At 71.5% G+C, this 18940-nt stretch carries 16 protein-coding genes; 9 read left to right on the forward strand and 7 right to left on the reverse strand.

What is annotated here, in order from left to right; all coding sequences use genetic code 11:
- Window positions 1–120 precede the first annotated feature (120 nt).
- Window positions 121–2181, reverse strand: coding sequence for a DNA topoisomerase IV subunit B (gene parE / locus LOK46_RS05285; RefSeq protein WP_273562809.1), 2061 nt, complete (start codon window positions 2179–2181; stop codon window positions 121–123).
- Between the two features lie 371 nt (window positions 2182–2552).
- On the opposite strand from parE, the gene LOK46_RS05290 reads away from it, so the two are divergent.
- Window positions 2553–2738 carry a hypothetical protein gene (locus tag LOK46_RS05290; protein ID WP_273562810.1) on the forward strand — a complete coding sequence of 62 codons (186 nt, stop codon included), beginning with the start codon at window positions 2553–2555 and terminating at the stop codon, window positions 2736–2738.
- Between the two features lie 173 nt (window positions 2739–2911).
- Here the strand turns inward: LOK46_RS05290 and topA are convergent, their stop codons facing one another.
- The 3 genes from topA to LOK46_RS05305 form a co-directional block, all read right to left on the reverse strand.
- On the reverse strand, window positions 2912–5596 hold the full coding sequence (topA, locus tag LOK46_RS05295) for a type I DNA topoisomerase (RefSeq protein ID WP_273562811.1): 2685 nt from the start codon (window positions 5594–5596) through the stop codon (window positions 2912–2914).
- Between the two features lie 301 nt (window positions 5597–5897).
- The gene (locus LOK46_RS05300) at window positions 5898–6851 is read right to left on the reverse strand and encodes a molybdopterin-dependent oxidoreductase (RefSeq protein WP_273562812.1); all 954 of its coding nucleotides are present in this window, start codon (window positions 6849–6851) and stop codon (window positions 5898–5900) included.
- Complete coding sequence (locus LOK46_RS05305) at window positions 6848–7711, reverse strand: cytochrome b/b6 domain-containing protein (RefSeq protein WP_273562813.1); 864 nt, start codon at window positions 7709–7711, stop codon at window positions 6848–6850. The genes LOK46_RS05300 and LOK46_RS05305 overlap by 4 nt, the downstream gene beginning before the upstream one ends.
- A 356-nt stretch (window positions 7712–8067) precedes the next feature.
- Here LOK46_RS05305 and LOK46_RS05310 point away from each other — a divergent pair, with 356 nt between their 5' ends.
- From LOK46_RS05310 to coaA, 3 genes are all read left to right on the forward strand, one after another.
- Complete coding sequence (locus LOK46_RS05310) at window positions 8068–9015, forward strand: aspartate carbamoyltransferase catalytic subunit (RefSeq protein ID WP_132369350.1); 948 nt, start codon at window positions 8068–8070, stop codon at window positions 9013–9015.
- Window positions 9016–9139: 124 nt separating this feature from the next.
- Window positions 9140–9463 (forward strand): phosphoribosyl-ATP diphosphatase, encoded by a 324-nt coding sequence (locus LOK46_RS05315; protein WP_043356782.1) that lies wholly within the window; start codon window positions 9140–9142, stop codon window positions 9461–9463.
- The gene (gene coaA / locus LOK46_RS05320) at window positions 9460–10449 is read left to right on the forward strand and encodes a type I pantothenate kinase (RefSeq protein WP_273562814.1); all 990 of its coding nucleotides are present in this window, start codon (window positions 9460–9462) and stop codon (window positions 10447–10449) included. Before LOK46_RS05315 ends, coaA begins: the two co-directional genes overlap by 4 nt.
- Before the next feature lie 162 nt (window positions 10450–10611).
- On the opposite strand, the gene thpR is transcribed toward coaA, so the two are convergent.
- The gene (gene thpR, locus LOK46_RS05325) at window positions 10612–11151 is read right to left on the reverse strand and encodes an RNA 2',3'-cyclic phosphodiesterase (protein WP_273562815.1); all 540 of its coding nucleotides are present in this window, start codon (window positions 11149–11151) and stop codon (window positions 10612–10614) included.
- Window positions 11151–11762 (reverse strand): arylesterase, encoded by a 612-nt coding sequence (locus tag LOK46_RS05330; RefSeq protein WP_443192867.1) that lies wholly within the window; start codon window positions 11760–11762, stop codon window positions 11151–11153. Before LOK46_RS05330 ends, thpR begins: the two co-directional genes overlap by 1 nt.
- 189 nt (window positions 11763–11951) lie before the next feature.
- Between LOK46_RS05330 and LOK46_RS05335 the strand changes: the two genes are divergently transcribed.
- A complete protein-coding gene (locus LOK46_RS05335) occupies window positions 11952–12653 on the forward strand; it encodes an ABC transporter ATP-binding protein (RefSeq protein WP_443192868.1) in 702 nt (233 codons plus the stop codon).
- Window positions 12653–15229 (forward strand): ABC transporter permease, encoded by a 2577-nt coding sequence (locus LOK46_RS05340; RefSeq protein WP_273562817.1) that lies wholly within the window; start codon window positions 12653–12655, stop codon window positions 15227–15229. The genes LOK46_RS05335 and LOK46_RS05340 overlap by 1 nt, the downstream gene beginning before the upstream one ends.
- A gap of 453 nt (window positions 15230–15682) precedes the next feature.
- Here LOK46_RS05340 and LOK46_RS05345 read toward each other — a convergent pair whose 3' ends face one another.
- Window positions 15683–16006, reverse strand: coding sequence for a hypothetical protein (locus LOK46_RS05345; RefSeq protein ID WP_273562818.1), 324 nt, complete (start codon window positions 16004–16006; stop codon window positions 15683–15685).
- 160 nt (window positions 16007–16166) lie between these two features.
- Here LOK46_RS05345 and LOK46_RS05350 point away from each other — a divergent pair, with 160 nt between their 5' ends.
- The 3 genes from LOK46_RS05350 (at window position 16167) to LOK46_RS05360 (ending at window position 18938) form a co-directional block, all read left to right on the forward strand.
- Window positions 16167–16754 (forward strand): PAS domain-containing protein, encoded by a 588-nt coding sequence (locus LOK46_RS05350; protein ID WP_273562819.1) that lies wholly within the window; start codon window positions 16167–16169, stop codon window positions 16752–16754.
- 424 nt (window positions 16755–17178) lie between these two features.
- The gene (locus LOK46_RS05355) at window positions 17179–17949 is read left to right on the forward strand and encodes a Bax inhibitor-1/YccA family protein (protein ID WP_091786357.1); all 771 of its coding nucleotides are present in this window, start codon (window positions 17179–17181) and stop codon (window positions 17947–17949) included.
- Window positions 17950–18044: 95 nt separating this feature from the next.
- A complete protein-coding gene (locus LOK46_RS05360) occupies window positions 18045–18938 on the forward strand; it encodes a dihydrodipicolinate synthase family protein (RefSeq protein ID WP_273562820.1) in 894 nt (297 codons plus the stop codon).
- The last annotated feature ends 2 nt before the right edge of the window (window positions 18939–18940 follow it).

Below are 18940 nucleotides of genomic sequence, written 5' to 3' on the forward strand. Positions count from 1 at the left end.
CGGCGCCCCGTCCACCGGAGTCGCGCGATCTCGGATGGCTTCGCTCCGCCCGCGAGGACGGAGCGGCCCCGTCGGCCGGCGCGGCGAGGTTGCGCCGGCGCGCCCGTGTCGGCGACCGCGTCAGATGTCGAGGTCGGCCCCCTCGGCGAAGGCCGCGCGCTCGCTGATGAAGGCGAAGCGCGCCTCGGGCTTGTTGCCCATCAGGCGCTCGACCGTGTCGCCGGTCGATTCCCGGGCCTCGTCCAGGACCGCGACGCGCAGCAGCGTGCGCTTCTTCGGGTCCATGGTGGTCTCCTTGAGCTGGGCCGGCATCATCTCGCCGAGGCCCTTGAACCGCCCGATCTCGACCTTGCCGCCCTTGAAGACCGTCTTGACGATCCGTTCGCGGTCCGCGTCGTCCCGGGCGTAGGCCACCTTCGAGCCCTGCTGAAGCCGGTAGAGCGGCGGGATCGCGAGGTAGAGGTGGCCGCGGTCGATCAGCCTCGGCATCTGGCGGTAGAAGAACGTGATCAGCAGCGAGGCGATGTGGGCGCCGTCCACGTCGGCGTCCGTCATGATGATCACCTTGTCGTAGCGCAGGTCCGCCTCGCGGAAGGCCGAGCCGGTGCCGCAGCCGAGCGCCAGGGTGAGATCCGAGATCAGCTGGTTGGCGCCGAGCTTGTCGCGCGAGGCCGAGGCGACGTTCAGGATCTTGCCGCGCAGCGGCAGGATCGCCTGGGTCGCCCGGTCCCGGGCCTGCTTGGCCGAGCCGCCGGCCGAGTCGCCCTCGACGATGAAGATCTCCGAGCCCGCGGTGCCGGCCGCCGAGCAGTCGGCGAGCTTGCCGGGCAGGCGGAGCTTGCGGGTCGCGCTCTTGCGGGCGACCTCCTTCTCCTGGCGGCGGCGCAGGCGCTCCTCGGCCCGGTCGATCACCCAGTCGAGGAGCTTGTTGGCCTGGGCCGGGGAGGCGGCGAGCCAGTGGTCGAAGGCGTCGCGCACCGCCGTCTCGACGATGCGCTGGGCCTCCACGGTGGCGAGCTTGTCCTTGGTCTGGCCCTGGAACTCGGGCTCGCGGATGAAGACCGAGAGCATCGACGCGCAGGTCGCCATGACGTCGTCGGTGGTCACCGCCGTCATGCGCTTGGCCTGGTTCACCCGCTCGGCGTGCTCGCGCAGGCCGCGCAGCAGGGCGACGCGCAGGCCGGCCTCGTGGGTGCCGCCCTCGGGGGTCGGGATGGTGTTGCAGTAGGAGTGCGAGAACCCGTCCTCGGCGACCATCCAGGCCACCGCCCACTCGAGCGACCCGTGCGAGCCCGGCTTGGTGATCTTGCCGGAGAACATCGCCTCGGTGACGAGCTCCTTGCCGTCGATGTCCCGGGCGAGATAGTCGCGCAACCCGTCGGGGAAGCGGTGGACCGCCTCGGCCGGCACGTCCTCCAGCCCCTCGAGGAGGGCGGGGGCGCAGCGCCAGCGGATCTCGACGCCGCCGAACAGGTAGGCCTTCGAGCGCGCCATCTTGAACAGGCGGCGCGGGTCGAACCTCAGCGAGCCGAAGATCTGGGCGTCCGGGTGGAAGCGCACCCGCGTGCCGCGCCGGTTCTGCACCCGGCCGACCAGCTCCAGCGCGCCCTGCGCGTGACCGCGCGAGAAGGTCTGTCGGTAGAGGGTCTGGTTGCGGGCCACCTCGACCTCGAGCAGGTCGGAGAGCGCGTTCACCACCGAGATGCCGACGCCGTGCAGGCCGCCCGAGGTCTCGTAGACCTTCGAGTCGAACTTACCGCCCGCGTGCAGCGTGGTCATGATGACCTCGAGCGCCGACTTGCCGGGGAATTTCGGGTGCGGGTCGACCGGGATGCCGCGGCCGTTGTCGGTCACCACGAGGGCGCCGGATTCCTCGAGCTCCACCTCGATGAAGCTGGCATGGCCGGCGACCGCCTCGTCCATCGAGTTGTCGATCACCTCGGCGAAGAGGTGATGCAGCGCCCGCTCGTCGGTGCCACCGATATACATGCCGGGCCGGCGCCGGACGGGCTCCAGTCCCTCCAGCACCTCGATGTCGGAGGCGGTGTAGCCGCCTTCGGGCTCGGCGGCCGCGAGCGTCGCCACGGAAGCCGAGGCGTCCAGGCGCCGCCGCGGCTCGGGCGGGCGGGCCGCGGCGCCCTTGCCGCCCGGCCCGAACAGGTCCCGCGCCGGATCGCTCACGCGCGGCCTCCGCGCGCGCGGCGCGTCGGCCGGCTCGGGATCGCGCAGACGGGTCTTGGGACGGGTCTCAGGTCGTGGAGCATGCGCCTTCATCCCCGCATGATAGCGGAACAAACCGTAAACATCAAAGCCGTTCGCCCCGCGGCGAAGCGGCCGCATCATCGCATGCTGCGCCGCCGCGAGCGAGGGCCGCGGTCGTGCCGGGACACGGTTCCGCGCCCCGGGCCGTCATCACGACGTTGCACAACAATGGGTTAAGGCTTTCTCGTGACCCGCATGCCCGGCTTCCACAGGCGACGCCCGGAACAGAACGGGACGATCGACGTTGGTGGCGGAGATAAATCTTGACCGTGGTCAGGGAGCCGCAGTCCATGAGCGACGCCGCGATCGAGGCCCGCCGCCTCACGTTGATCCGCTTCGAGCACGCGGCCGGCGCCGCCTTCGGCTGCGACGACGACGCGGGCCTGCCGCCCGCCCGCGCGCTGGTCAGCGCCACCACCATCGCGCTGGCGACTCTCGCGACGGCGGTCGCGGCGACGATCACCTACTTGGTCTGAACCCGATCGCCGACTCCACTCCGCGGTGAGAGAGCGGCATCGCTGGCGCTGCCTCACCACGTCTTTGCGAGCGGAGCGAAGCAACCCAGCCGGCGCCACGTCCGGCGACCTTGCGCTGCCCTGGATCGCTTCGCTACGCTCGCGAGGACGGAGCAGCGTCCGTCAGCGAATTCTCAGCCCGCGCTCGACTTCTTCGCGGCCGCCTTCTTGGCCGCCGGCTTCTTGGTGGCGGTCTTCTTCGCCGCCGGCTTGTCGCCGCCCGCGGCCCGCGCCGAGCCCTTCCGAACCGCCCCGCGCTTCGCCGGCTTGCCGCCGCCCGCGGCGCGCTTGGCGTTCACCAGGGCGACCGCCTCCTCCAGCGTCAGCGCCTCGGCGCTCATCGTCTTCGGCAGCGTGGCGTTGACCTCGCCGTCCGTGACGTAGGGCCCGTACTTGCCGGCCTTGACCACGAGGTCGCGCCCGCTCGTCTCATCCTTGCCCAGCGGCCGGCCGGGATCGGCGGCCGGGCGGCCGCGACCGCCGCCCTGCTCCTTGGCGACGATCAGGTCGATGGCGCGGTTGCCGCCGATCTCCAGCACGTCGTCGTCCTTGCCGAGATTGGCGTAGGTCTTCCCGTGCTGCACGTAGGGCCCGAACCGGCCGAGATTGGCCAGGATCGGCTCGCCGGTCTCGGGGTGGCGCGCGACCTCGCGGGGCAGCGCCAGCAGCGCCAGCGCCTTGTTCAGATCCACGTCCGAGGGGCTGAGCCCCTTCGGCAGCGACGAGCGCTTCGGCTTCTCGGCGCCCTTCTCGGCGGAGGCCTCGCCGAGCTGCAGGAACGGACCGAACCGGCCGTCGCGCAGCGTCACCGGCAGGCCGGTCGCGGGATCGTCGCCCAGCACGCGCACGCCCGGCTGGCCGCCCTCGGCCGAGGAGCCGTCGCCGTCGCCGTCGACGCCCGAGGCCGAGAGCTGGCGGGTGTACTTGCACTCCGGGTAGTTCGAGCAGCCGATGAAGGCGCCGAACTTGCCGAGCTTCAGCGACAGCTGGCCGGAGCCGCAGGTCGGGCAGGTGCGCGGGTTCGAGCCGTCGCCCTTGTCGGGGAAGATGTGCGGGCCGAGGAGGCCGTTCAGCGCCTCCAGGACGTCGGCGACGCGCAGCTCCTTGGTCTCGCCGATCGCCGCCGAGAAGTCGCGCCAGAAGTCGCGCAGCACCGCCCGCCAGTCGATCTCGGCGTTGGAGACGCGGTCGAGCTGCTCCTCGAGGCCGGCGGTGAAGTCGTACTCGACGTACCGCCGGAAGAAGCTCTCCAGGAAGCCCGTGACGAGCCGCCCCTTGTCCTCCGGCTGCAGCCGCTTCTTCTCGATCTTGACGTACTCGCGGTCGCGCAGGGTCTGCAGCACCGCCGCGTAGGTCGAGGGACGGCCGATGCCGAGCTCCTCCATGCGCTTCACGAGGCTCGCCTCGGAGTAGCGCGGCGGCGGCTCGGTGAAGTGCTGGGTCGAGCTGATCCGCTCGCGGCTGAGCGGGTCGCCGGCCTTCATGGGCGGCAGGCGGCGGCTCTCCTCGTCCTCCTCGTCGTCCTTGCCCTCCTGGTAGAGGGTCAGGAAGCCGTCGAACTTCACCACCTGGCCGGTCGCGCGCAGGTCGATGGTCCGCGGCCCGACCTTGGCGGTGACGTCGACGGTGGTCCGCTCCAGCTCGGCCGATTCCATCTGGCTCGCCATGGTGCGGGTCCAGATCAGCTCGTAGAGCCGGGCCTGCTCGGGCTCGAGGTGGCGCGCCACCGACTTGGGCAGGCGGCCCATGTCGGTCGGCCGCACCGCCTCGTGGGCCTCCTGGGCGTTCTTGGCCTTGACGCTGTACTTGCGCGGCACGTCCGGCACGTAGCGGTCGCCGAACTCCTTGCCGATCACCCGGCGGGCGTCCTGGATCGCCTCCGGCGCCATGTCGACGCCGTCGGTCCGCATGTAGGTGATGATGCCGACCGTCTCGCCGCCGATGTCGACGCCCTCGTAGAGGCGCTGGGCGACCCGCATGGTCTGGGCCGGCGCCATGCCGAGCTTGCGGGAGGCCTCCTGCTGCAGCGTCGAGGTCGTGAACGGCGGCTGCGGGTGGCGCTTGGCGGGCTTGGCCTCGACGCTCGCCACCTGGAAGGTCGCGAGCTCGAGGTCGCGCTTGAAGGCGGCCGCCTCCTCGCCCGTGCCGACGTCGAGGCGCTGGATGCGCTTGCCGTCGGCGCCCACGAGGCGGGCCTCGAAGGTCGCGCCGTCGGCGGTCGTCAGCGTCGCGATGAGCGTCCAGTACTCGCGCGGCTTGAACCGCTCGATCTCCATCTCGCGCTCGACGACGAGGCGGAGCGCCACGGACTGCACGCGCCCGGCCGAGCGGGCGCCCGGCAGCTTGCGCCACAGGACCGGCGAGAGGTTGAAGCCCACGAGGTAGTCGAGCGCCCGGCGCGCCAGGTAGGCGTCGACCAGCGCCTGGTCGATCTCCCGCGGCTTGCGCATCGCCTGCTCGACCGACGCCTTGGTGATGGCGTTGAAGGTCACGCGCTCGACCGGGATACCCTTGAGCGCCTTGCGGGCGGTCAGCGCCTCCAGCACGTGCCAGGAGATCGCCTCGCCCTCGCGATCCGGGTCGGTGGCGAGGATCAGCTTGTCGGCGCCCTTGACCGCCTTGGCGATCTCCGAGACCCGGCTCGCCCCGCGGTCGGCCAGCTCCCAGACCATGTGAAAGTCCTGCTCGGGATCCACCGAACCGTCCTTGGGCGGCAGGTCGCGGATGTGCCCGAAGGAGGCGATGACTTCATAGTCGCGGCCGAGATACTTATTGATCGTCTTGGCTTTGGCCGGCGACTCGACGACGACGACTTTCATTCAGACCTCTGCCCCTGACGGGGCCTGGGCGCGACGGACGAATTCTGTTCGAGATTCGCGTGGGACGTATGCCCGCCGTCGGGCCGGGGCCGCGCGCCGGGCACAAGTGGGTCACGGGCGGCGGGTTGTCAAATCGCGAGGTTGTTCGGGGGAGCCGCCGCGCGGCACTTTTCACGCCGGGTCCCGGGTCAGGTTCCGCTTCGCTCCACCTGTCCGGGAAAGAGGCCGTGCCGGATGAAGCGCGACCCGGGCTCCAGCACGGAACTCGCCGCGTCAGCAGCTCAAAATCCCGTCAGTCGCCTCAGATCCCCGCGTACCACTCGTAGCCGCGGTCCTCCCAGTAGCCGCCGCTGCCCTGGCCGATCCCGGCGAGCGACTCCACCATCTCGACCCGCATCACGTACTTGGCCTGCTTGTAGCCGAGCTGGCGCTCGACCCGCAGGCGCAGGGGCGCGCCGTTCGAGACCGGCAGCGGCTTGCCGTTGAGGTCGTAGGCCAGGATCGTCTGCGGGTTGAAGGCGTCGTAGAGGTCGATGCTCTCGTAGTAGCGGATCGGGATCCCGGTCGGCTCGGGCTCCGGGCTGCCCTGGCCCCAGTCGTCCTTGGGCGCGTCGGTCGCGGTGGCCGGGCCGCCCCAATCGTCGGCGGCGGCGAGCTGGACGTAGGCCTCGCGGACCGCGCCGGGATGGGTCGGGCGCCACAGGGACGCCCCCTGGCCGCGCCCCTTGCCCCCGCCCTTGGGTCCCGCCTCGACCTCCAGCGTGTCGGCGCAGTGGAACACCGCGTAGCGCGCCTGGGGCTTCAGCCCGGCCTTCTTCAGCACCTCGGCGAGCGGCGCGCCGCTCCACTGCCCGATGCAGCTCCAGCCCTCCACGCAATCGTGACGGGTGATCTGGGTGCGCGAGGGCAGGGCGCGCAGGTCCGCGAGGCTGAGCGCGAGCGGCGTCTGGACGAGCCCGTCCACCGTCAGCCTGAAGTCCGAGAATGTCTGCGCCGCCAGCGCCCGGTAGGCGCGGTCCGGCGGGTCGATCGTGCCGTTCGGCTTGAACCAGGGCGAGATCATCGAGGCCGGGAATTCCCGGGCCAGGGTCGCGGGCGACATCAGCAGGCGCTGGACGTAGAGGTTGGCATCCTCGCCGACCTGGAGCGTGCGCTGCCCCGTCTCGCTCCCGGCGAACCGGTCGCAGCCGCCGAGGAGGGCGGTGCCCATCAGGCCCGCACCCGCGGTGAGGAGCTTGCGGCGGTGGAGGATCATCGGGCGGGTTCCTTCTCGGGACGGCCGAGGCTGAACCAGCCGGTGATCATGCCGCGCATGTTGTTGACGAGCCCGGACACGATCACGAGCAGCACGTGGACCACCGCGAACAGCACGATGAGCCCGGCCGCGATGAAGTGGACGCTGCGCGCCGATTGCCGGCCGCCGAACAGCTCGGTCAGCCACGGCCACGCGGCGTCCATCCCGGGCGACATGGCGAGCCCGGCCAGCACCATCGCGGGCAGAAGGCCGAGCACGAGGACGAGGTAGGTCAGCTTCTGGATGACGTTGTAGCGCTTGGCCTCCGTGCCTTCGGGGAAGCGCAGGAGCAGGTGCTCCTTCACGGAGCCGCCGAAGTCGCGGATCTGGTCCCCGTCCGGGATCAGCCGGCGGCGGAGCTGGCCCGAGACCAGGCCGTAGAGCAGGTAGACCGCCCCGTTGATCACGAGGAGCCACGCGAACAGGAAGTGCCAGCGCCGTCCGGTCGCGAGGTCCTGGTTGGCCGGCAGCGTCGCCCAGGCCGGGAAGGCGCGCTCCACCTCGGTGCCGCTCTCCTTCGACAGGCCGAGCACGCCGGTGGTGTCGAGGGTGTGGGAACCCACCGTCACGACGCCGCGGCTCGCGCCGCCGCTTCCCTGCTCACTGGTGATGGCGAGCGCCGGGTTGTCGAAGGTCGAGGTCGACCCCCAGTAGAGCGCCGGATGGGCGTTGAAGATCTGCAGGCCGCTCATCAGCAGCACCAGCAGGACCGCGGCGTTGATCCAGTGTGCCAGCCGGATGACCAGCGGGTGGCGGTAGAACCAGCGGCGCCCCTGCCGGTCGACGGTCTCGGGGGCTTCGAGGGCAGGGGAGGCGGCCAAGCGTCTGGATCCCGGGCAAGCGGCGCGGGGCCGGGAGCGTACGAATCCCGACCGTTCGGGCAGATACGTGGCGCGGGGGCGGGCGGTTACCATCCGCCGGAAAAAAGGCCGCAGCCGCCCCTCGGGGTACGACTGCGCCGATGGGCGCGCCGTCGATGACGGAGCGCGACGCGCCCCCTCTCCCGAGCGGGAGAGGGGACCCGCGCCGCCTCCTGCCGCCGATCGAGCCAGCCGGGGCCTCAGAACCGTGTCGCCCGTAGCCCTTGCGGGAAGGAGCGCACGCCGCGGATAGAACCGAGATGTCTGAGACACAGCCTTGCCCCCCGGGCGCGCCGCACCTACACCCGGGCCTCATCATGACGACGCCTCCGACCCCGGCCTTCCCGCACCGGCACCTCCTCGGCATCGAGGGCCTGACCCGGCCCGACATCGAGGTGCTGCTCGACGCCGCCGAATCCGCCGTCGACATCTCGCGGCAGGTGGAGAAGAAGCGCACGACCCTGCGGGGCCGCACGCAGATCAACCTGTTCTTCGAGCCCTCGACGCGGACGCAATCGTCCTTCGAGCTCGCCGGCAAGCGGCTCGGCGCCGACGTGATGAACATGTCGGTGGCCTCGTCCTCGGTGAAGAAGGGCGAGACCCTGATCGACACCGCCGCGACGCTCAACGCCATGCGGCCCGACATCATCGTGGTCCGCCACGAATCGGCCGGCGCGGTGCACCTGCTCGCCCGCAAGGTCGACTGCGCGGTGGTCAATGCCGGCGACGGCGCCCACGAGCACCCGACCCAGGCGCTCCTCGACGCGCTCACCATCCGCCGCAACAAGGGCCGGATCGAGGGCCTGCAGGTGGCGATCTGCGGCGACGTCCTGCACTCGCGGGTGGCGCGCTCCAACATCATCCTGCTGCAGGCGATGGGCGCGCGGGTCCGCCTGATCGCGCCCTCGACGCTGCTGCCCGCCGGGATCGAGCGCTTCGGCGTCGAGACCTTCACCGACATGCGCAAGGGCCTCGTCGGCTGCGACATCGTGATGATGCTGCGCCTCCAGCGCGAGCGCATGAACGGCTCGTTCGTGCCCTCCGTGAAGGAGTACTTTCGATACTTCGGCCTCGACGGCGAGAAGCTGGCGCTCGCCAAGCCCGACGCCCTGGTGATGCATCCCGGGCCGATGAACCGCGGCGTCGAGATCTCCTCCGAGATCGCCGACGGCGCGCAGTCGCTGATCCGCGAGCAGGTCGAGATGGGCGTGGCCGTGCGCATGGCCGTGCTGGAGGCGCTCGCCCGGCACCTGCCGAACGGGTGAGGCCCGGACAAAGCCGGGCGGCCTTCACCCGCCCCGCTTGCCCGCGGGCCGGCGGTAGCGCAGTTTCCTGCCGAAATCCGGCCCCGGTCCGTATAAGGGGCCGCGACAACATGCAGATCGCTTCATGACCGCCTACACGCTTGCCGACCTCGCCGCCCTCGTGGCGAGCCGTGCCGGGACCGATCCGGCCACCTCCTACACGGCCAAGCTCCTGTCCGAGGGCCCCGCCAAGGCGGCCAAGAAGCTCGGCGAGGAGGCGGTGGAGGCGGCGATCGCGGCCGTGCAGGGCGACAAGACCGGCCTGCGCAACGAGGCCGCCGACGTGCTCTACCACCTCGTCGTGCTGCTCCGGGCCGGGGGGGTCGAGCTCGAGGCCGTGATGGCCGAGCTGGAGCGTCGCACCGCCCAGAGCGGCATCGCCGAGAAGGCCGCGAGGCGCCACGCGTGAACGCGGCCGCGCTGCCGGGCTCGGTCGAGGCGATCCTCGAAGCGTCGGACCGGCTCTCGCCGTATCGCCGCTTCAGCCGCGAGGAATGGGCGCAGCTGCGCGCCGACACACCGCTCACCCTCAAGCAGGAAGATCTCGAGCGGCTGCAATCGATCAACGACCCGATCTCGGTCGAGGAGGTCGAGGCGATCTACCTGCCGCTGTCGCGGCTCCTCGCGCTCTACGTCGCGGCGACCCAGGGGCTGTTCAAGGCGACGCAGCGCTTCCTGCTGGCCGAGCGCGAGACCAAGGCGCCCTACATCATCGGGCTCGCCGGCTCCGTCGCGGTCGGCAAGTCCACCACGGCCCGCATCCTGACCGCCCTGCTGGCGCGCTGGCCCAACACCCCGAAGGTCGACCTCGTCACCACCGACGGGTTCCTGCTGCCGAACGCCGAACTGGCCGCCAACGGCCTGATGGAGCGCAAGGGGTTCCCCGAGAGCTACGACACCGCCGCGCTGCTGCGCTTCCTCCACGACGTGAAGGCCGGCCACAAGCGCGTGACCGCGCCGCTCTACTCGCACCTCGTCTACGACCGGGTGCCCGGTGAGGAGCGGGTGGTGGAGAGCCCCGACATCCTGATCGTCGAGGGCCTCAACGTGCTCCAGCCGGCCCGCCTGCCGCGCGACGGGACCGCGATCCCGTTCGTGTCCGACTTCTTCGACTTCTCGATCTATCTCGACGGCCACGAGGACGACCTGCACCGCTGGTACGTCACCCGGTTCATGAAGCTGCGCCAGACGGCGTTCCGCGACCCGCGCTCCTACTTCCGGAAATACGCCGAGATCCCCGAGACCGAGGCGCTCGACATCGCCGACCGGCTCTGGACCACGATCAACCTGCCGAACCTGCGCGAGAACATCGTCCCGACGCGCCAGCGGGCGAGCCTGATCCTCACCAAGGGTGCGAGCCACCGGATCGAGAGCGTGGCCCTGCGGCGGTTGTGAACCGATGCGAGACGATCGCGTGATCGGCTCGCATGAAGACCGAACCTCGTCATCACGAGCGAAGCGAAGTGACCCTGAGCAGCGCGACGTTCGGGGCCATGTCGCCGACCCTGGATTGCTCCGCTTCGCTCGCAAGGCCGTGAACGACCGTGCCCAGGCGCATCACGCGAACGGGAACTCGGCCTCCGCCACGTACGGCCCGCCCCCGGTCGAGTCCCGCGCCGAGAACAGCGTCACCCGGTCCAACGTGTAGGTCAGCGGCGCGAAGACCGGGGCCTGCGACAGGTACATGGCGGTCGCCTCCGGCGTGGCGTCGCGCCGCAGCCGGGCCAAGGTCACGTGCGGTGTGAATTTCCGCCGTTCCGGCTCGACCCCGGCGCGGCGCACGAGCCGTTCCTGCTCGGCCTGCAGATCCATCAGCCCTGCCTCCGGCACCACCGACGCGTAGAGCGCCCGGGGCCTGTCGCCGCCGAAGATGCCGAGTCCGTCGAGCGTCACCGTCAGGGCCGGGCGCGCCCGCATCTCCGACAGGGCCTCGACGACGTCGTCGGCCACGGTCGCCTCCACGTCGCCGAGGAAGCGCAGGGTGACGTGGAAGTCGCTGGGCTCGATCCAGCGCGCGCCGGGCAGGCCGCCCTGGTAGACCTTGAGCGCCTCGGCGATCTCCGCCGGCACGGCGAGCCCGGTGAACAGGCGCGGCATCAGCGCACCGGCTGCTGGCGAATCCGGTCCAGGAACGCCTCGACCGTGGGCGCTATGCGGGCCGCGATGGTCTCCACGCCCTGCCGGTTCGGATGCAGCCCGTCGTCGAGGTGCTGCGCCCGGTCGCCGATGATCCCGTCGAGGAAGAACGGGTAGAGGGTCAGGTCGTAGCGCTTGGCGAGCGCCGGGTAGATCGCGTCGAACCGGGCCTTGTAGTCCGGCCCGAGATTGGGCGCAGCCTGCATGCCGGCGAGCAGGACCGGGATGCCCCGCGCCTTCAATCGCTCGATGATCGCCGACAGCGCGCCCTCGGTGACCTTCGGGTCGGTGCCGCGCAGCATGTCGTTGGCGCCGAGTTCGAGGATCACCCCCGCGGTCCCCTCCGGCACCGACCAATCGACCCGGTCGAGGCCGCCGGTGGCGGTGTCGCCGGAGACGCCGGCATTGGCCACGGTCACGTCCGCGCCCTTGGCCTTGAGCAGGCGCTCCAGCACGGTCGGGAAGGCGGCGTCGCCCGGCAGGCGGTAGCCGGCGGTCAGGCTGTCGCCGAGGGCGACGAGCTTGATCGGGCCGCCCGGTGCGGCGTGGGCGTCGGTCATGGAAGCCGTCATGAAAGGGAGGACGAGACAGGCTAGCGCTGCGGCAAACAGGGCCGTGCGCCGGAACACAGCGCCGCCGTCATGGCGCGGCCCCAATGGCCAACCCATATCGCGGTGCACCCGCGGCCCGTGCAGCCAAGATCGAAGCCAACCGAGGACCTCGCGCGCCATGCTCGTCATCGCCCACAGATCGGCTCACCGGTGAGCCAAGGCAAGGTGCTGCGCGAGCCCGCGATCGCGCTGTCGAACATCGACCTCAGCCTCGGGCGCGGCGCCGCCCGCGTCCACGTCCTGCGCGGCATCTCGCTGAGCGTCGGCCGCGGCGAGGCGGTGGGCCTCGTCGGTCCTTCGGGCTCCGGCAAGTCGACGCTGCTGATGGTCATGGCCGGCCTGGAGCGGCCCGATTCCGGCGGCGTCGTGATCGAGGAGACCGACCTCGTCCGTCTCGACGAGGACGCGCTGGCGCGGTTCCGCGGGCGCCGGATCGGCATCGTGTTCCAGGCCTTCCACCTCGTGCCGACCATGACGGCGCTCGAGAACGTGGCGCTGCCGCTGGAACTCGCCGACCGGCCCGGCGCCCTGGAGCGGGCCCGCGCCGAGCTGGAGACGGTCGGCCTCGGGCACCGGCTGCACCATTACCCGGCGCAGCTCTCGGGCGGCGAGCAGCAGCGCGTCGCCATCGCGCGGGCGGTCGCCCCCGACCCGGCGATCCTGGTGGCCGACGAGCCCACCGGCAACCTCGACGAGGCCACCGGCCGCCAGATCGTCGACCTGCTGTTCCGGCTGAAGCGGGACCGCGGCGCGACGCTGGTCCTCGTCACCCACGACAACGGCCTCGCCCGCCTGTGCGACCGCACCGTGCGCCTGCGCTCGGGGCGGATCGAGGAGGCGGTGACCGCCTGATGCACGGCACGATCACCCGCCCCGACCCCGCGCCCCGCCGGATCCCGCTGACCCTGCGCCTCGCGCTGCGCGAATTGCGGGCCGGGCTCAACGGCTTCGCGGTGTTCCTCGCCTGCATCGCGCTGGGCGTCATGGCCATCGCGGGCGTGGCATCGATCTCGCGCTCGCTCTCGGACGGGCTCGGCCGGGAAGGCCGCCGGATCCTCGGCGGCGACCTCGCCTACAACCTCATCAACCGCGAGGCGACCGACGCGGAGAGGCAGGCGCTGGCGCGCGAAGGCCGCCTCGACGTGGTCGCCTCCCTGCGGGCCATGGCGGTGGCGGGCAGCGGCGACGCGGCCCTGGTCGAGCTGAAGGCCGTCGACCCCGCCACCTACCCGGCCGCGGGCGACCTCGCGACCGACCCGCCGGGCCGCCTCGCCGACCTGCTGGCGGAGCGCGACGGGGTGCCGGGGGCACTCGCCGACCCGGCCCTGCTCACCCGCCTCGACGTCAAGGTCGGCGACCGGATCGCGCTCGCCGGGCACCCGGTGGCGATCCGCGGCACCATCGTGTCCGAGCCCGACAAGATCGCCGGCGGCATCGGCTTCGGGCCGCGGTTGATGATCGCCGAGCCGACTTTGCGCGCCACCGGCCTCGTCCAGCCCGGCAGCCTCAATCGCTGGAGCTACCGCCTCCTCCTGCCGCCCGGCGCGCCGGACGCCGACCTCGACGCCGCGCAGGCCCGGATCCGCGCCGCGACCCCCGAGGCCGGCTGGGAGATCCGCTCGCGCACCAACGCCGACCCGCGCTTCGCCAAGAGCATCGAGCGCTTCACGCAGTTCCTGACCCTGGTGGGGCTCACCGCGCTGATCGTCGGCGGCGTCGGGGTCGGCAACGCGGTCCACGCCTTCGTGGAGCGCAAGCGGCCCTCGATCGCGACCCTCAAGAGCGTCGGCGCGCCGGGCTCGCAGGTGGTCGCCCTGTACCTGACGCAGGTGATGCTGATCGCCGGCCTCGGCACCCTGATCGGCCTCGCGATCGGCGCGAGCCTGCCCTTCCTCCTCGACGCGCTGTTCTCCGCCGACCTGCCGCTGCCGCTGAACCCGACGCTCGCACCGGGCGAGTTGGCGCTCGCCGCCGCCTACGGGCTGATCACCGCCTTCGCGTTCGCGATCACGCCGCTCGGCCGCGCCCACGACGTGCCGGTCTCCGGGCTGTTCCGCGACACGGTCGACCCGGCGCGCGTCAGCCCGCGCTGGCGCTACCGGATCTGGCTCGCCGTCAGCCTCGCGGCCCTGGTCGGCCTGTCGGTGGCGACCGCCTTCGACCGGCGCGTCGCGCTGATCTTCATCGCGGCCGCCGCCATCGCGTTCGGCCTGCTGCATCTGGTGGCGCTCGGCCTGATGGCGCTCGCCCGCCGCCTGCCGCACCCGCGCTGGCCGGCGCCCCGGATGGCGCTCGCCAACCTGCACCGGCCCGGCGCGTTGACGCCGGCCATCGTCCTGTCGCTCGGCCTCGGCGTGACGCTCCTCGTGACGCTCAGCCTGATCGACGCCAATGTCCGCCGCACGATCAGCGCGACCCTGCCGGCCCGGGCGCCCAATCTCTTCTTCCTGGACATTCCCTCGCGGGACGCCGCCCAGTTCCGCGAGTTCCTGGCGCGCGCGGCCCCCAACGGCAAGGTCGAGGACGTGCCGATGATGCGCGGTCGGATCGTCGCCCTCAACGGCGTGCCGGCGAGCAAGATCCGCCCCCCGGAGGACGCCGCCTGGGTGCTCGACGGTGACCGGGGCATCACCTACGCCGACACGGTGCCGGACGGCTCCAGCCTCACCGAGGGCGCGTGGTGGAGCGCTGAGCAAGGTACCAAGCCGCTCGTCTCCTTCGAGGCCGACCTCGCCCGCCAGCTCGGCCTGAAGCTCGGCGACACCGTGACGGTGAACGTGCTCGGCCGCGACCTCACCGCGACGATCTTCAACCTGCGCCGGGTGGAGTGGCGCAACCTCGGCATCAACTTCGTGATGGTGTTCTCGCCGGGCACCTTCCGGGGGGCACCGCATTCCGACCTCGCCACCCTGACCCTGCCCGGCGGCACCGACGCGGCCACCGAGAACCACATCCTGCGCGACGTCGCCAAGACCTTCCCGTCGGTGAGCGCGGTCCGGGTCAAGGATGCCCTCGACGCCATCGGCGACCTCGTGGGCCGGCTGGTCCTGGCGATCCGCGGGGCGAGCGCGGTGGCGGTCCTGGCGAGCCTGTTCGTGCTGGCCGGCGCCATCGCGGCCGGGCACCGGGCGCGGCTCTACGACGCCGTCGTGCTCAAGGTGCTGGGCGCGAGCCGCGCGCGGCTGCTCACCGCCTACGGTATCGAGTACGCCGCCCTGGGCCTCGCCACCGCCCTGTTCGGCCTCCTCGCCGGGTCGCTCGCCGGCTGGGTGATCGTCGCCAAGGTCATGCACCTCGACTTCCGCCTCGACCTGTCGGGCGCGCTGGGCGCGGCCGTGGCCGCGGTGGCCCTGGCGATCCTGCTGGGCCTCGCCGGCACGTGGCGGATCCTGGGGCAGAAGCCCGCGCCGTATCTGCGGCAGATCTGACGCGCGCCGGCACGCGGGACCGTCCGGCCTCAGCGCCGGAGCCGCCACCGGCTCCCGGAACGCCAAGCCGGGGCAGGCCGGGGAGGGCTCCCGGATTTCCGGTAGTCTCGGGAACGGCTCCGCTGCGCCGGGTGGGGGAGCCGCGGTCAGCACATCGAGGCTCCGGGCCCGATAGCCACGCCGCGCGTCGGGCGCGTCACCGCCGTGCGGGGAGGGCCGAGCGCGCGACAGGCAGCCCCGTCCTGCCGCGGGCCGACCTCTGAGGCGGCGGAGCCGGTCCATCTCCGGTGGAAGCAGAAGTCGAAGCCGTCGAGAGATCAACGACGTGTGGTCGACGACGCGGGACGCAGGCCCTCGGCCATCGCGGCAGACCGCGTCCCCTCGAAGGCCCCCTGGTCGGGAACCGGCGCCGTCGGTCGAAGGGGAGGCGCCTCCGACCGTCGGGCCCCGCCCTCACGGATCGCCGCTGTCAGTGCGTCCCGCGGCGCGCGCGCAGTCCTCCGCCGATTCGGGGCCGATCATCGCGCGGACTGCCTCACCGAATCGCCTCCGCGCGCCCGAATCGAGCTGGCGCAGGTGTATCCCGACCAGCACCAGCAGCCGCTCCGTCTCCCGCTCGATCGTCCGCCGGTCGACAGGTCCGCGGTGATCGGGATCGTAGAACGCCTCGATCGGCAAATCGAGGGACTGCGCAATCCTGTTGAGCGCGCGCGCGGAGGAGGATTCTACCGTCCGATCGGCAATCATCCGCAGACATTCGAGCCCCTTCTCGTCCATGACGGTCCCTCGAATTTCTCGCGACGGAGGATAATTTCCCAGCCGTGACGAGGGGTGCCCGGCTGATGGCGTATTCGCAAGTGAACTCTTTGTCATTCTGTCGGAAGATTGGTACGGAGCTAGACGTTCGGGCTTCGACCGGTCGGGGGGACCATTCAGCATGCGCATCAACGTCATCGATGGCTACGCGGAGAACGCCGACCGTCTCCGCGCGGCTCTCGAAGCCTCGTGCGTTGTCGGAGCCTGGGAGTGGGACCATGTCGGCGGCGCGGTCGTCTACGACGCGGGCGCGGCCCGGCTGCTGACCGGCAATCCCGACCTCGCCGACCGTCCGATCAACGGACCCATGGCCCTGGCTGCGGTGCATCCCGAGGACATGACGTGGCTGATGGACCACATGCTCCGGGCCGTCTGGTCCAGCGGGCTGGTTCTGGCCGAGTACCGCGTGTTCAAGGCGGACGGCTCCGTGCGCTGGCTCCTGAGCCGGGGACGGACACACCGGAACGAGGACGGCCAGCCGCAGCGCTCGCACGGCATCCTGATGGACATCACGGAGATCCGCGACGGCGGCGACCGCTACGTGGTCGGCAGGCCCATGGCGGGCGGAGACCCGCTGGAGCGGGCGGCCGACCTCGCCATCGCGCTCAAGGAGACGCTCACCGACGACATGCCCGCGGAGGTGCGGGCCGCCGCCGAACTGATGCTGCTGGGTCTGGGCCGCGCCCTGGCCCGCCGGATGACGCACTGAGACGCTTCTTCGGACAGTCCAGATCCGACGCGCCGGAGACGGGTTCTCGGCGGCCGCGGATCGCCCGCGCAGGCTCGAACCCGCCGCGCCTCGGCGGTCCGCACCGGAGAAATCGGGACGCGCGCGGGCGCACGTGGCATAAGGAAGCCGTTAAGACTTCGTGCAGGCTCATCGAAACGCCTGGATGGCGGCAACCGTCAGTCGAACCACCCGACGACGGGGCGGAATGCATTTTAATCCCGGCCCAGATGGACAAAAATACATCCGCCGGACACGGAAAAGCGGCCCCGGAACCGTGGCCGGGGACTTGTGTCGCGGCGGCGGGCGCAACATATTCCTGACCGAGGCGCCAGCCTGGCGCCAGAGGTCCTGCGTGGGCCTCGCCCGAACACCACGCTGAGAGAGCCTCCGCAAGGAAACTCCCATGGCATTCGAGAACAGCCCCTTCCGGTACGGCGCCCAGCAGCCGACCGGCTACGCCGGCACCCAGGTCGAGGTCGACCAGGGCCTGCGCACCTTCATGCTCGGCGTCTACAACAACATGGTCGTCGGGCTCGGCATCTCGGGTCTCGTCGCGCTCGGCCTGAACATGGCCTCCGTGGCGGCCTACCAGGGCACACGCCCGATCCTGACCCCGTTCGGTCAGACCCTCTACCTCAGCCCGCTGAAGTGGGTCCTGATGCTCGCCCCGCTGGCGTTCATCTTCGTCTTCTCCATGCGGATGGACCGGATGTCGGCCTCCTCCGCGCGGACGATGTTCTGGGCCTTCGCGGCGGTGATGGGCGCGTCGATGTCCTCGCTCCTCCTGGTGTTCACCGGGGGCAGCGTGGTGCAGGTGTTCTTCATCACGGCCGCGGCCTTCGGCTCGCTCAGCCTCTGGGGCTACACCACCCGGCGCAGCCTATCCGGCATGGGCTCGTTCCTGATGATGGGCCTGATCGGCATCATCCTCGCGTCGCTGGTGAACATCTTCTTCGCCTCGTCGGCCCTCCAGTTCGCCATCTCGGTGCTGGGCGTGCTGATCTTCGCGGGGCTGACCGCCTACGACACCCAGAAGCTCAAGGAGATGTATCTCTACGGCGGCTTCGACGGAGAGATGGCGGCCAAGATGTCGGTGAACGGCGCCCTGACGCTCTATCTCGACTTCATCAACATGTTCCAGTTCCTGCTGAGCCTGATCGGCGACCGCCGCTGAGCCAGCCCGAACGGCGAGACGAGGAAGCCCCGGCGGGAGACCGCCGGGGCTTCTTTTTGCCTCGCCGGCGGGCGCGGATGCGCTAAGCTCGGGCCATGCCCGCGATCTCCGGCCTCTCCGCCTTCCCGATCACGCCGAGCGACGCCGACGGCCGCGTCGACGCCGACGCGCTGCGCCGGCTGCTGGAGCCCCTGGCGACCGCCGGGGTCGATTCGATCGGCCTGCTCGGCAGCACCGGGACCTACGCGTATCTGAGCCGGGAGGAGCGGCGTCGGGCGGTGGCGATCGCCGCCGAGACCGTGGGCGGGCGGGTGCCGCTCCTCGTCGGGATCGGCGCCCTGCGCACCGACGAGGCCGTCCGCCTCGCGCAGGACGCGCGGGCGGCCGGCGCGGATGCCGGGCTCCTCGCCCCCGTCTCCTACACGCCGCTCACCGAGGCCGAGGTCGAGGCGCATTTCGCCGCCGTGGCGGAGGCGAGCGGGCTGCCCCTCGTCCTCTACGACAACCCCGCGACCACGCATTTCCGCTTCACGCCGGCGCTGATCGGCCGGATCGCCCGCCGTCCCGGGATCGTGGCCGCCAAGTGCGCGGCGCCGGAGCCGGCGCAGGCCGCATCCGGCGTCGCGACCCTGCGGGGGGCCGTCCCGGCGGGCTTTCCCGTCGGCTTCAGCGGCGACTGGAACGTGACCGAGGCGCTGATCGCCGGCGGCGCGGCGTGGTTCAGCGTGGCGGGCGGCCTGTTCCCCCGGGCCTGCCTGGCGATCGTCCGGGCCGCGGCGGCGGGCGAGACGGAGCGGGCCCGCGCCCTCAACGCGGAACTGGAGCCCCTCTGGACGCTGTTCCGAACGCATTCCAGCCTGCGGGTGGTCTACGCCCTGGCCGATCTCATGGGCCTGTGCCGCGCCGAGCCGCCGCGGCCGATCCGGCCCCTGGCACCGGAGGTGGTGGCCGAGATCGCCGCGACATTCCGGCGCCTGCGCCTGTCCTGAGC

Origin of the sequence: Methylobacterium sp. NMS14P (genome assembly GCF_028583545.1) — a bacterium.
Lineage (GTDB): Bacteria > Pseudomonadota > Alphaproteobacteria > Rhizobiales > Beijerinckiaceae > Methylobacterium.

What these genes read in the sequence shown, in the direction of transcription:
- LOK46_RS05290 (WP_273562810.1), top strand. Translation starts at nt 2,553, where the DNA reads ATGAGCGACGCCGCGATCGAGGCCCGCCGCCTCACGTTGATCCGCTTC.
- topA (WP_273562811.1), bottom strand. Translation starts at nt 5,596, where the DNA reads ATGAAAGTCGTCGTCGTCGAGTCGCCGGCCAAAGCCAAGACGATCAAT.
- LOK46_RS05300 (WP_273562812.1), bottom strand. Translation starts at nt 6,851, where the DNA reads ATGATCCTCCACCGCCGCAAGCTCCTCACCGCGGGTGCGGGCCTGATG.
- LOK46_RS05310 (WP_132369350.1), top strand. Translation starts at nt 8,068, where the DNA reads ATGACGACGCCTCCGACCCCGGCCTTCCCGCACCGGCACCTCCTCGGC.
- LOK46_RS05315 (WP_043356782.1), top strand. Translation starts at nt 9,140, where the DNA reads ATGACCGCCTACACGCTTGCCGACCTCGCCGCCCTCGTGGCGAGCCGT.
- thpR (WP_273562815.1), bottom strand. Translation starts at nt 11,151, where the DNA reads ATGCCGCGCCTGTTCACCGGGCTCGCCGTGCCGGCGGAGATCGCCGAG.
- LOK46_RS05330 (WP_443192867.1), bottom strand. Translation starts at nt 11,762, where the DNA reads ATGACGGCTTCCATGACCGACGCCCACGCCGCACCGGGCGGCCCGATC.
- LOK46_RS05340 (WP_273562817.1), top strand. Translation starts at nt 12,653, where the DNA reads ATGCACGGCACGATCACCCGCCCCGACCCCGCGCCCCGCCGGATCCCG.
- LOK46_RS05345 (WP_273562818.1), bottom strand. Translation starts at nt 16,006, where the DNA reads ATGGACGAGAAGGGGCTCGAATGTCTGCGGATGATTGCCGATCGGACG.
- LOK46_RS05350 (WP_273562819.1), top strand. Translation starts at nt 16,167, where the DNA reads ATGCGCATCAACGTCATCGATGGCTACGCGGAGAACGCCGACCGTCTC.
- LOK46_RS05355 (WP_091786357.1), top strand. Translation starts at nt 17,179, where the DNA reads ATGGCATTCGAGAACAGCCCCTTCCGGTACGGCGCCCAGCAGCCGACC.
- LOK46_RS05360 (WP_273562820.1), top strand. Translation starts at nt 18,045, where the DNA reads ATGCCCGCGATCTCCGGCCTCTCCGCCTTCCCGATCACGCCGAGCGAC.